This is a genomic window from Halomonas sp. (assembly GCF_033549285.1).
In the GTDB taxonomy this organism is placed as follows: Bacteria; Pseudomonadota; Gammaproteobacteria; order Pseudomonadales; family Halomonadaceae; genus Halomonas.
The window spans coordinates 1-12,216 of record NZ_JAWSUJ010000112.1 but is presented as its reverse complement, the minus strand read 5'-3'; the positions used below and the strand labels follow the sequence as shown (position 1 = coordinate 12,216).

The following is a 12,216-nucleotide window of genomic DNA, read 5'->3' as shown; positions in this document are numbered from 1 at the left end:
AGGAGAGCGCGCTGGCCTCGTCCATGGCCGGTTCGGAGAAGATCTCCAGGCTCGGTGAATCCGCCGAGCCGGTGACGCGCAGGCCGGCGATCACCTCGTCCTGGGTCGCCGCGGGATTGCGGATCGCCTCGAAGTCGAGCAGCGGCTGTCCCGGGGGGCCGCTGAAGAAGATGATCCCCTCGCGGATCAGCAGGTCCTGGCCAAAGGCCCGGAAGCAGCCGTTGACCAGGCTGACGTCGCCGAACAGCTGGACCGGCCCGTTCTGCTGGCGCACCTCGAGGTTGCCCGAGAGCCCTGACTCCAGCCCATAGGCCTCCAGCTGCATGTCCGGCCCCAGGGAGAGGGTGATCAGGATGTCGATGGCCATGCCGGCCCGGGCCATGGCCTCGGCGGTGGACTCGCCGGGCTCGCCGTTCGCTGCTGCGGCTTCTTGCGCCTGGGCGGCCCGACGGTCCTGCTCCTCGGTGATGATCACCTCGTCCGGGCTCGGGGCCATGGCCGAGTCGGGCACCTCCCCCGCCTCGAGCCGCGCCCAGGGGATATCGACCGTGCCGCGGACCTGCAGCCGCTCCGGGGTGGCGCGGATTCTCAGGTCGGGGGCCAGGCGCAGACGCCCGAACTCCGGCAGCACCGCCAGCAGGGGGTCATCGACGGCCTGCAGGTCGACGGCGGCCTGCCAGCTTCCGCCCTCGGGCCAGCGTGCATTGCCGGCGATCTCCAGGCGCCCCTCGTCGGCGGCCAGGAAGCCGTCGATGTCGGCGCGGTCGCCGGCCAGCTCCACGACCAGCTCCCCGTCGCGCACCTCCAGCGGCAGGTCCAGGCCCCCGGCTTTGAGTCCGGCCAGGGCAAGCCGGCCGTCGAGTCGGGGTGACTCGCGGGTGCCGCCGATGCGGATATCGCCGTCGAGCCCCCCTTCCAGGGTCTCCAGGCCGGCCGCCAGGGGCCGATAGGGGGCCAGGCGCAGGTCATCGATGCGCAGCCGGCCGTCGAGCACGCCCTCCCCCAGCGGCTCGTCGATGCGAAGGGCCAGGCGCAGCTCGCCGCTGTCGGCCAGTCCCAGCTCGAGGTCGAGGTCCGCTCGCGCCTCGCTGGCCTCCAGCGCCACGCCCAGGGTGGTGCCGGGGACCGACCACGGCCGACCATAGGCGTCCTCGCCGGTGACCTCGGCGCGGCTGTCGAGGTCGGCGGTCAGTTGCCAGCGCGAACCGCCGGCGGACCAGACGGCCGCCAGGGTGCCGGCGCTCTCGCCACTGATTCGCCACCCCGGCGGCATGGCCGTATCGGCCAGGTCCATGGGCAGGTCGCGGATCTCGAGCGCGGCCCGTCCGGCCTCGGCCGAGGCCTCCAGCGGCTCGGTCAGGCACACCTCGCCGCCCTGGCGGCGGGACAGGCAGAAGGGCGCCACCCGCACCGACCCCGCGGGCAGGTTGGCGTCGAAGGTCAGCGCCTCGGCGAGGCGGATATCCCCGAAGTCGCTGTCGACCTCGAGCGGCGTCAGGGCCCCGCGATAGCGCTCCCGGGCGGCGTCGAGCCCGCCCTCCAGGGCCAGGGCCAGCCGCGACAGCGGCATCTCGTCGCCGCCCTCCGCGGCCAGGCGCAGGACATGTTCGGAGAGTCGCCCGTCGAGGTCCAGGGTGAGGGCGTCGAGACGCTGCCCGCCGGTCTCTAGGCGGCTGACCTCCAGGGCCACTGCCAGGTCGGGGTCCTCCAGGCCGGCGACCCGGGCCGTCAGGTCGAGCGCCTCCACGGCATTGCCGGCGAAGGCCAGCGAGCGGCCGGTCAGCGCGAGATCGAGCTCCGGCGCCTCCAGGCTGCCCGCCGTGGAGAAGTGTCCGGCCAGGGTGCCGCCGAGACCGGGGTAGAGGCTCTCCAGCGCCGGCATGTCCAGGTCGCCGGCCAGGTCCAGGGCCTCGCGGCTCACCCGCCCGGCCATGCTGACCCGGTTGGCGCCCTGGCGGAAGTCCAGGGTCTCGATGTCCCAGCGCATGTCGCTGTTCCCGGCGAGGACGGCCTCGAGGCTCAGCGGACGATCGTCCAGCACGCCCTGGAGATCCAGCCCCGGCACCTCGAGTCGCCAGCCCGCCTCGTCCTGGACGAAGGCCAGCTCGGCGCCGCCGCCCAGGCGACCGTCGAGGCCCTCGACGAAGCGGCCAGGGGCCAGGTTATCGAGCGTGAGCGTGGCCTCGACGTCGAGGCCGTCGCGCCAGGCGGCCTGGCCGCGGCTGAGGAGCACGGCGCCCTGCTGGTTGACCGTCAGCGGTGACCAGCGGAAGTGCTCGAGGTCACCGCTGCCACTGACCAGCAGGTCGGTGGGCGGCAGCGACGGGCCGCGAACATTGAGCGACACCCGGCTGCGATAGTCGACCAGGCTGCCCTCCAGGTGCACCGCGAGCCCCTCGACCTGCCAGGGCTCGGCGGGCGCCTCGCTCGCGTCTTCTTCCGCCTCGGCCGCCGCTTTTTCCCCCTCGCCGACCGGCGGCTCCTCGGCCCCGGGCAGCGGCCACTGGAGGGCGTCGCTCTGCAGCGAGGCGGTGAACGGCAGGGTCGGGTCGAGGGCGTCGAGGCGCGCCACCAGGTGGGCCTCCACCGGTCCCCGGGTGACCAGGTCCACCTCGAGGTCGGCCAGGCTGCCGGCCAGGGCGAGCTCGATGCGCTCCCCCTCCAGCGCCGGCATCCGTTCCGGCAGGTAGAGGTCGGCGGCCAGCCGGGCCTCCAGGGGATAGTCGTCGCGAAGCGCCACGCGGGCCTTCAGCTCGGCATCCGCATCGGCGGTGGCCACCGCCAGGGTGTCGATCTCGACCTCCTGGCCGCGGGCGCTGAGGCGCAGCAGCAGCTGCTCGACGCCGTACTCCACCGACCCGGCGATCGCGAAGTTCTCGATGGCGAGCTCCGGTACCTCCACCGCCATGGGCAGGGTCACCTCGGGGAGCACGCGCCGGGGCCGTTCGTCCAGCGGCAGGTCGGCGAGCCCCTCCAGCTCGGCGGCGGCCGCTGCCGGCAGTGGCGAGCGCACTGCGATGGCCGCATCGATGGCCGCCGCCGTGAGCCGGGGGCCCTGCTGCTCGGCCTCGCTCAGGGCCAGGCGGGTGCCCGCCGAGAGCGGCAGGGTCAGGCGCGTGCCGGCCAGCCGGGTGGGCAGCAGGGTCAGGCTGCTCTCCTCGGCCCGGAGGCCGGTGGTGAAGGAGGCCCAGGCCAGCCGGGTGCCGTCGGCGAGCTGCAGGGTCACATCAGTCAGCGACAGCTCGCGCAGCTCCACCGGGAACGGCAGCTGGATCTCCTCGAGGGGCGCGCCGGCCTCCTCCCGCGACGCCACCTCCGGCTCGGCGTCCGAGCCGGCCAGGCGGATATCGGCGCCCTCCACGGCCAGCCGGTCGAGACACAGCCGGCCCTTAAGGACGCACTCCTCGGACCAGGCCAGCTCGAGGCGGCTCAGGGCGATACGGGCCGGGCCGGCCTCCAGGCGAAGGTCATGCAGCACCAGGCGATCCAGCGGGGCGCCCTCCACGCCGCCCAGCTCGTAGAAGCCGCGCTTGGCACCCTGCTCGAGCAGCACGCCGGTGCCCCAGGGGGAGAGCGCCAGGCCCATCAGGAGCAGCACCAGGCCCAGCAGCCACAGCGGCAGGACGATCAGCAGTCGGGCCAGGGCCCAGGTCAATGCACGGGGTCTCAAGATGGGGACTCTCAGAATTCCGGACCGATGGCAAAGTGGATGCGATAGGCATCATCCACGTCGAAGGGGTGGGCGACATCGAGGCGAATCGGGCCGACCGGGGAGATCCAGCGGACCCCCAGGCCGGCCCCGGTCTTGAGCTCGCTCGGGCCCCAGTCGCTGAAGGCATCGCCGGTGTCGATGAAGCTCGCCGCCCACCACTTGCCGGTGATGCGGCGCTGGGCCTCGAGGCTGGCGGTGAACAGCTGCTCGCCGCCCAGCAGGCGGCCCTCATCGTCCTCGGGCGCGAGGCTCTCGTAGGCGTAGCCGCGTACGCTGCGATCGCCGCCGGTGAAGAAGCGCAGCGAGGGCGGCACGTCCTCGAAGTCGTCGGTGGTGATGCTGCCGACGCCGACCCGGCCGACGAAGCGGTTGTCGTCGCCGAGCATGCGGATCCATTCGCTGTCGCCGGTGAGGCGCAGGAACTCGGCGGCGGAGCCCCACCAGTCGCTGGAATATTCCACGGCCAGGCGCTGGCGATCGCCCCAGGTGGGGAAGGTGGGATTGCGGGTACGCGTACGCGACCAGCTGATGCCGGGATAGAGCAGCAGCACCTGGTTGGAGACGCCGGCCTGGGTGAAGTCCTCGTAGGTGCCGCGCAGGTAGAGGGTCTGCTCCCAGCCGTTGTCGAACGCCCAGCGACGGGCCGCCTCCACCGTGCTCTCCAGGGTCCGGGTGTCCTCGTTGTCCTTGTTGCGCAGGCCGTACTGGAAGCGATAGCTGTCCCGCAGCGGGTCGGCCAGCGGCAGGGTATAGACCCCGGTGAACTGCTGCTCCGGCCCCGAGAGGTAGAGGTCGTGATCCAGGCTGTGGCCATAGCGGTTGATCCAGGGCTGGTCCCAGGAGAAGCGCAGGCGGGGCCCCACGTCGGTGGCATAGCCCACCCCCACCTCGAACTGGTGTCGATCGGCGGGGGTCACCACCACGTCGATGGGCACCTCGGGGACGGCCGGGCGCTGCAGGCCGGCGGCCGACACCAGCGCCTCGGCGGCGATGCGCGGCCCCCGGTCGCCGACGGGCGCCACGCCCTCGACGTCCAGCGACTGCCACCAGCCCGGCTCGACATCCGGCAGCGCCAGACGGGCCAGCTCCCGGTCCAGGCGCGGGCGCACGTTCACCGAGGCGAACCACTCGGTCTGGCCCAGGCGCTGGTTGAACCTGGCCACCTGGCTCGCCAGGTAGGGGTCACCGCTGGCGAAGGGGGCCAGCGCCTCCAGCCGCGTGGTCTCGATGTGGTGGCCCTGGAAGCTCACGTCACCGAAGCGATGGCGCTGGCCGCTGTCCAGCGCCAGGTAGAGCCGGGCGCTGTTGGCGTAGGGCCTGACCTCCATTCGCCGGTCGGTGAAGCGCCAGTCGAAGTAGCCGCGCTCGAGGGCGAGGTTCGCCAGCCGGCTGCGCAGGCTGTCGAAGGGGGCATGGCGCAGGCGATCTCCCTCCGAGAGGGGAAAGGCCTCGATGGCGTCGGTGAAGGGGGCATCCTCGGCGGCGTCGCCGGTCACGGAGAGCGACAGGACCTCGATGCGCACCGGCTCCCCCGGGCTGATGGAGAGCGTCACCCGGGTCGGGGCCTCGGGGTCGTCGAAACGCGGCTCGATCCGCGGCGAGTAGTAGCCGTAGACCCGCAGCGCCTCGCTGCTGCGCCGCAGCACCTCGCTCTCCAGGCGAGCGGGGCTGTACTGTTCCGCCTCCAGTCCGTCGAGATAGAGGCGGACGTTCTCCGCCAGCGGATCCTCGATCCCCTCGATGCTGGCCTCGAGGGCCAGGGCGCCGGGCGCCAGGCCCAGGCAGACTGTCGCCATCCCCAGGCGTGTGAACACGCGATTATCCATAGGTACCGCTTCCTGACTGGCGACATGTCACTGGCGAAGGGCCTCGAGCTGGGCGCTCGTGGCGAGCTGCGCCTGGCGCAGTTCGCGCAGCCCCGATTCGAGGTCCCGAAGCCGGTTGTCCAGCGTCTCACTCCGTTCCTGCGCATCATCGCGTGAACCCGCCAGGGCTTCAACGTCGGCCGCAAGCTCCGCCAGCATCTCCTCCAGAGAGGCCAGGCGTGACTGCCGGGTGTCGCGCTGGTCGGCGAGGCGCTCCTCCAGCGCCTCCAGGGCCGTGGCCAGGGTCTCGCGGCGCTCGATGTCCGCCTCCCGGGCATCGTCGAACGCGGCCACCCGCTCGCGCAAGGCGGCCCGTCCCTCCTCGCCCGCCCGTTCCAGGGCATCCAGGGAGCTGCGGGTCGCGGCCAGCGTCGCGGCCAGGGTATCGTCACGGGCTTCGCTCTCCTCGCCAAGGGTGTCGAGCCGGTCCTCGAGGGCGGCCATCGCCTCCTCGAGGGGCGCCAGACGCTCCTCCTGCCGGGTCTCGAGCGTGGCCAGGCGATTATCGATGACCGCGTCGAGCTCGGCCTCCAGGTTGGCCAGCTCGTCCAGGCGCGCCTGCAGGGTGGTGAGGGCCTCCCCCCGGCCCGCTTCCGCGTCGAAGCGGGCATGCACATTGGAGAGCTCGCCGCTGACCCGGGCGAGTTCGCCCTGCAGGCGCTCGCGCTCCTGCCAGCCGGCCCAGGCCAGGACGGCACCGGCGGCGAGGAGCAGCAGCACCAGCAGCCATAGCGGCCATACCCGCGGGGGCGGAGGCTGCCGCCAGCGTGGCGCCGACAGGCTGGCATCCGGGTCCGGTACGATCGGCCGGCTGTACCGGGGGGCATCCGGGCGCTCTGCCATGGCGAACTCCTTCTCTGGGGAACGGGGTGTCAGGGGACCGGTCGATTGGCGCCCCTGGGGGCGGGTGCTATGATGCCGCGACAGCACCGACACATCGTCCTGATAGTGTAAGGTTTTTTGTCATCGGAACGCACGGGGGCCGTCAACGCCAGCCGACCGGCCTTGAACCCCGACGTTCCGATGCCGCACCATGGGGTGCTGTACCGACACCGCTGACGACAAGGAGAGATTCGATGGCATTCGAACTGCCCGCACTGCCTTACGAGAAGAACGCGCTGGAACCGCACATCTCCGCCGAGACCCTCGAGTATCACTACGGCAAGCACCACCAGACCTACGTGAACAAGCTCAACGAGCTGACCGATGGCACCGACGATGCCAACAAGTCCCTCGAGGAGATCATCAAGTCCTCCTCCGGCGGCCTGTTCAACCAGGCGGCCCAGGTCTGGAACCACACCTTCTACTGGCACTGCCTGTCGCCCAACGGTGGCGGTGAGCCGAGCGGCGCGCTGGCCGAGGCCATCAATGCCAAGTTCGGTTCCTTCGACAAGTTCAAGGAAACCTTCAACGCCCAGGCCGCGGGCAACTTCGGTTCCGGCTGGACCTGGCTGATCAAGACCGACGACGGCGGTGTCGACATCGTCAACACCAGCAATGCCGACACGCCCATCGCCCATGGCCAGACCCCGCTGCTGACCATCGATGTGTGGGAACACGCCTACTACATCGACTATCGCAACGCGCGTCCCAAGTACCTCGAGAACGTCTGGAGCGTCCTCAACTGGGACTTCGTCGCCCAGAACTTCAGCTGATCATTCGGCGCCTCGGCGCCGACCGGCTGAACGCAAGCGGCCCCGCCAACTGGCGGGGCCGCTTGCGTTGGTCGCCCCGTTGCAGGGTGACCAGGGTCATGAGCGCCGGCTAGGGGTCGGCGCGACGCCCGATCCCCCGGTAGTGCATGCCGCAGGCGGCGACATGGGCGGGGTCGTAGATGTTGCGCCCGTCCAGCAGCAGCTTCTCGCCGAGCCGCTCGGCCAGCCGCGGCCAGTCGGGGTTCCAGTAGGCCTTCCACTCGGTAACCAGCATCAGCGCATCGGCCCCCTCGCAGGCCTCCAGGGGATCTCCCCGGAACACTTCGAGCAGCGGGTGCTCACCGACCTCGGCCAGCACGGCCGGGATCGCCGCCGGGTCATGCAGGCGCACCGTCACGCCCTGGGCCCAGAGCGCGCGCAGCAGGGTGAGCACCGGCGCCTGGTCGATGCGAGCGGTGCCGGGCTTGAAGGCCGCCCCCCAGATCGCTACCCGGCGCCCCTCCAGGCGGCCGTGGAAGTGCGCCCAGAGCTTGCGGAACAGCGTCTCCTTCTTGTGCTCGTTGATGTCGAGCACCTGGTCGAGCAGTGCCGAGTGGCGCCCGCTCGCCGACTGGACGTCGGCCAGGCGCATCAGGTCGCGGGAGAAGTTGGGGCCGCCGAAGCCGCAGCCGGGATAGAGGTACTCGTAGCCGATGCGCGAGTCGGCGCCCATGCCCTGCCGGACGTACTCCACGTCCACGCCCAGGCTGTCGGCCAGGCCGGCAATGTCGTTCATGTAGCTGATGCGCGTGGCGAGCATGCCGTTGATGGCCAGCTTGGTGAGCTCCGCGGCGCGGCGCGGCATGCGCTGGAATACCTCGCGGCGGCGGTTGAAGGCGCGCAGCAGCTCGCGCACCTGGCGCTCGGCGCCGTCGTCGTCGCAGCCCAGCAGCCAGCGCGAGGGCCGGGTGAAGGTCTCCCAGGCGCGCCCCTCCTCGAGCAGGTCGGCGAGGGCCACCGCCCGGCAGCCCTCGAGGCGTGACTCCAGCTGCTCGGTCTCGCCCACCGGAAAGGTGGAGTTGTTGACCAGTACCGCCCCCGGGCAGAGCCCGGCCATCAGGCGCTCGACGCTGTCGGCCGCGTCCTGGCGCTGATCCGGGGAGACGGCGAGCCAGAAGACGTCGAAGGGCTCGCCGCCGACGGCGTCCCCCTCGTCGGCGACCAGGCGCAGGCTGCCCTGGCCCAGCCCCTCCTCGAGGCGTCGCATCAGCTCCGGTTCGCTGGTCAGCCAGCCGCTGGCGGAGAGTGTGGACCAGTCGGCCGAGGCGTGGGGCAACCAGGTCACCCGGTGGCCGACCCAGGAGAGCGCCGCCGCGGCGGTGGCGGCGGCCAGCTCGCTACCGTGGATCAGTACCCGCATGGGTCTCACTCCTCTCCGGCGTAGCGTGTCAGCAGCTCACGGAAGCCCTGGCCGTAGCGGGCGTGGCGGCGGCCATAGGCGAGGATAGCCTCCAGGTAGCCCAGCTGGTGGCCGCAGTCGTAGGTCTTGCCACGCATCCGCCAGGCATCCACGCCCTCCTCGCGACGCAGGGTCTCGATGGCATCGGTGAGCTGGATCTCGTTGCCGGCCCCCGGCGGGGTATCGGCGAGCAGCGAGAAGATCCGCCCCGGCAGCACGTAGCGACCGATCACCGCCAGGTTGGAGGGCGCCTCGTCGACGGGTGGCTTCTCCACCACCCCGGCGATCGGCCGCGACTCGCCGGGGCCGGGGAGCTCGCCGCCGGTGTCGACGATGCCGTACTTGTGGACCATGTCGTGGGGCACCTCCTCGACCATCAGCTGGCTGTGGTGGCTGGCCTCGAAGGAGGCGATCATGCCCGCCAGGTCGTTGGGCTCGATGCCCTCGTCATCGACCAGCACGTCGGGCAGCAGCACCGCGAAGGGCTCGTCGTCGCCCACCACCGGACGCGCGCAGAGCACCGCATGGCCCAGGCCCAGCGGCTCGGGCTGGCGCACGCTGATGATGTTGACGTCGGCGGGCACGATGGAACGCAGCTCCTCCAGCAGCTCCGTCTTGCCCTTGGCCTCGAGGCTCGCCTCGAGCTCGAAGTGCTTGTCGAAGTGGTTCTCGATGGCGCTCTTGGTGCCATGGGTCACCAGCACGATGTCGCGAATGCCGGCGGCGACGGCCTCCTGGACCACGTACTGGATCACCGGCCGGTCGACGATGGTGATCATCTCCTTGGGAATGGCCTTGGAGGCCGGGAGACAGCGCGTGCCGAACCCGGCAACGGGAAGAACAGCCTTGTTGATCATGGTGCGGTCCCTGTCACTGTTGAGAATCTGGCCCCGGGGAAAGCGTGGGAATGCCCTCCCGGGAGCGGGTACAATACCTCATGATACCGGACCGAGCCTGGCCTGCCAGAGTATCAGGTCGGCGACACCATGGAGAGAGCAGATGAGTGCAAGCCACCCGGAAGCGAACAACGTCGACCAGGCGGAGATCGCCAAGTTCGAGGCCCTGGCCGACCGCTGGTGGGATCCGCAAGGCGAGTTCAAGCCGCTCCACGACATCAACCCGCTGCGCCTGGACTTCATCGATGCCCGGGCGGGACTGGCCGGGCGACGGGTGCTCGACGTGGGCTGCGGCGGCGGCATCCTGGCCGAGGCCATGGCCCATCGTGGCGCCGAGGTCACCGGCATCGACCTGGGTGAGGCACCGCTGGCCGTGGCCCGCCAGCACGCCCGCGAGAGCGGGGTCGCCATCGGCTACCGCCATGTCAGCGTAGAGGAGATGGCCGCGTCCCACCCCGGCGAGTTCGACGTGGTGACCTGCCTGGAGATGCTCGAGCACGTGCCGGATCCCGGTTCGGTGGTGCGCGCCTGCGCCTCCCTGGTCAAGCCCGGTGGCCAGGTGTTCTTCTCGACCCTGAACCGCAACCCCAAGGCCTATGCGCTGGCGGTCCTCGGCGCCGAATACCTGCTGCGCATGCTGCCGCGCGGCACCCACGACTACAGCCGTTTCATCCGCCCCTCGGAACTGGCGGCCTGGTGCCGCGAGGCTGGGCTGGACGTGCGCGAGCAGAACGGCCTGGTCTTCCAGCCGCTGACCCGTCGATACGCCCTGTCGACGAGTGATGTCTCGGTCAACTACCTGATGCATTGTCGCCGGGAGGCGACGTGATGGCCGGACGGCCTCCCCGGGCCCTGCTCTTCGACCTGGACGGCACCCTGGTGGACACCGCGCCGGACCTGGCACGAGCCACCAACGCCCTGCGCCACCACCACGGGCTGTCCGCCCTGCCCTATCCGGTGATCCGCGCCCAGGTCTCCAACGGCGGCAGTGCCCTGGTGACCCTGGCACTGGGCCTCGCCAAGGAGGCCGAAGGCCATGGCGAGGCACGCGCCTTCCTGCTCGAGGCCTATGGGCGGGCGGTGGCCGAGGAGAGCCGGGTCTTCCCCCCGCTGGAGCAGCTGCTGGCCGAATGGGAGGCTGGCCAGCGCCCCTGGGGGATCGTCACCAACAAGCCTCGGGCCTATGCCGCGCCGCTGGTCGAGGCCCTGGGGCTTGCCCCCGGCGCCCTGCTCTGCGCCGACGACCTGCCGGTCAAGAAGCCCGATCCCGAGCCCCTGAGGGAGGCCGCGCGTCGCCTGAAAGCGACACCGTCGGAATGCTGGTATGTCGGCGATCACCGGCGTGACATGCAGGCGGCACGCGCCGCCGGCATGGCCGCCGTGGCGGTGGGCTACGGCTATATCGAGGCGGGGGACGACTACCGGGAATGGCCGGCCGACCTGTGGTTCGATACCGCCGAGGCCCTGGTGGCAGCACTGAACGGTGCCAGGCGGGAGGGGTGAAAGTGCCCCGGGCGGCCCCGGGGCTTGCCCCTCACCCCTGTTTCGGCGGCTGGGCGTCGAACTTCTCGCCGTTGTGGCCGCGGCTGTCCGGCCCCATCAGCCACAGGTAGGTGGGCATGATCTCTTCCGGGGCGCGCAGCGTCATCTCGTTCTCCCCGGGATAGGCGCTCTTGCGCATGGCGGTGCGCGTCGCCCCGGGATTGAGGCTGTTGACGCGCAGCGTACCCAGGTGCTCGACCTCGTCGGCCAGCACCTCGACGAAGCCCTCGGTGGCGAACTTGGACACCGCGTAGGCCCCCCAGTAGGCCCGGCCCCGGCGCCCCACGCTCGAGGAGGTGAACACCACCGAGGCGTCCGGCGAGTTCTTCAGCAGCGGCAGCAGGGCCTGGGTCATCCAGATCGGGCCGTTGATGTTGACCTGCATCACCTGCTCCCAGAGCTCGGGATTGTACTGCTCGAAGGGGGTGATGCGGCCGAGGACACCGGCGTTGTGCAGGATGCCATCGAGACGGCCGAACTCCTTGTCGAGGGTCTCGGCCATGTCATGGTAGTCCTTGAGCGTGGCCCCCTCGAAGTTGAGCGGGAAGATCGCCGGCTGGGGCCCCCCGGCGGCCTCGATCTCGTCGTAGACCTTCTCCAGCTTGGCGATGGTGCGCCCCAGCAGGATCACGGTGGCACCATGGCCGGCGAAGGCCAGGGCCGCGGCGCGACCGATGCCGTCGCCGGCGCCGGTCACCAGGATGATGCGGCCCTCGAGCAGGTCGGGCGCCGGCTGGTAGTCGATCTTGCAGGTCATCTCGGTTCCCCTGTCCCTCAGTTACCTGCCTGGCGCAGGAAGTCCTCCGCCAGCCCGGCGGCGCTGCTGTCGGGGTGCTCCTCGCGCACGCGGTCGAGCAGCGCCCGGCTCTCCTCGGGACGCCCCCGGCGCGCCTCGAGCAGCCCCAGCTTGTAGAGGGCATCGGGCACCTTGCTGCTCTCCGGGAAGTCCTGCAGGACCCGCCGGAAGGCGGCATCGGCGGCCTCCAGGTCGCCCTCGGCCGAGTAGAGCTCGCCGAGCCAGTAGTGGGCGTTGGCGGTCAGGCGGCTGTCCGGATGCTGGGACACGAAGGACTCGAAGGCCCCGATGGCCTGGCCGAACTCCCGGGCC

General features: G+C 71.0%; 10 protein-coding genes. 3 read left to right on the top strand and 7 right to left on the bottom strand.

The window, feature by feature from the left end:
- The 3 genes from SCI24_RS18500 to SCI24_RS18490 form a co-directional block, all read right to left on the bottom strand.
- Positions 1-3,670 (bottom strand): translocation/assembly module TamB domain-containing protein (locus SCI24_RS18500; RefSeq protein ID WP_318726779.1); only part of this gene is annotated, 3,670 nt, incomplete at its 3' end.
- 11 nt (positions 3,671-3,681) lie between these two features.
- Positions 3,682-5,526 (bottom strand): autotransporter assembly complex family protein, encoded by a 1,845-nt coding sequence (locus SCI24_RS18495; protein ID WP_318726778.1) that lies wholly within the window; start codon positions 5,524-5,526, stop codon positions 3,682-3,684.
- A gap of 39 nt (positions 5,527-5,565) precedes the next feature.
- Positions 5,566-6,420, bottom strand: coding sequence for a hypothetical protein (locus tag SCI24_RS18490; RefSeq protein ID WP_318726777.1), 855 nt, complete (start codon positions 6,418-6,420; stop codon positions 5,566-5,568).
- Positions 6,421-6,653: 233 nt separating this feature from the next.
- On the opposite strand from SCI24_RS18490, the gene SCI24_RS18485 reads away from it, so the two are divergent.
- Positions 6,654-7,232, top strand: coding sequence for a superoxide dismutase (locus SCI24_RS18485; RefSeq protein ID WP_133634177.1), 579 nt, complete (start codon positions 6,654-6,656; stop codon positions 7,230-7,232).
- 109 nt (positions 7,233-7,341) lie between these two features.
- Here SCI24_RS18485 and SCI24_RS18480 read toward each other — a convergent pair whose 3' ends face one another.
- Together SCI24_RS18480 and galU are read right to left on the bottom strand one after the other, a co-directional pair.
- Positions 7,342-8,631 (bottom strand): nucleotide sugar dehydrogenase, encoded by a 1,290-nt coding sequence (locus SCI24_RS18480; protein WP_318726776.1) that lies wholly within the window; start codon positions 8,629-8,631, stop codon positions 7,342-7,344.
- Between the two features lie 5 nt (positions 8,632-8,636).
- A complete protein-coding gene (gene galU, locus SCI24_RS18475; protein WP_133634181.1) occupies positions 8,637-9,527 on the bottom strand; it encodes a UTP--glucose-1-phosphate uridylyltransferase GalU in 891 nt (296 codons plus the stop codon).
- 142 nt (positions 9,528-9,669) lie between these two features.
- Here galU and ubiG point away from each other — a divergent pair, with 142 nt between their 5' ends.
- Together ubiG and SCI24_RS18465 are read left to right on the top strand one after the other, a co-directional pair.
- A complete protein-coding gene (gene ubiG / locus SCI24_RS18470; protein WP_318726775.1) occupies positions 9,670-10,395 on the top strand; it encodes a bifunctional 2-polyprenyl-6-hydroxyphenol methylase/3-demethylubiquinol 3-O-methyltransferase UbiG in 726 nt (241 codons plus the stop codon).
- Complete coding sequence (locus tag SCI24_RS18465) at positions 10,395-11,069, top strand: HAD-IA family hydrolase (RefSeq protein ID WP_318726774.1); 675 nt, start codon at positions 10,395-10,397, stop codon at positions 11,067-11,069. The genes ubiG and SCI24_RS18465 overlap by 1 nt, the downstream gene beginning before the upstream one ends.
- A 31-nt stretch (positions 11,070-11,100) precedes the next feature.
- Here the strand turns inward: SCI24_RS18465 and SCI24_RS18460 are convergent, their stop codons facing one another.
- Both SCI24_RS18460 and ybgF read right to left on the bottom strand, forming a co-directional pair.
- Positions 11,101-11,865, bottom strand: a complete 765-nt coding sequence (locus tag SCI24_RS18460) for a YciK family oxidoreductase (RefSeq protein WP_318726773.1) — start codon at positions 11,863-11,865, stop codon at positions 11,101-11,103.
- 17 nt (positions 11,866-11,882) lie between these two features.
- A partial coding sequence (ybgF, locus tag SCI24_RS18455; RefSeq protein WP_318726772.1) for a tol-pal system protein YbgF occupies positions 11,883-12,216 on the bottom strand: 334 nt, incomplete at its 5' end.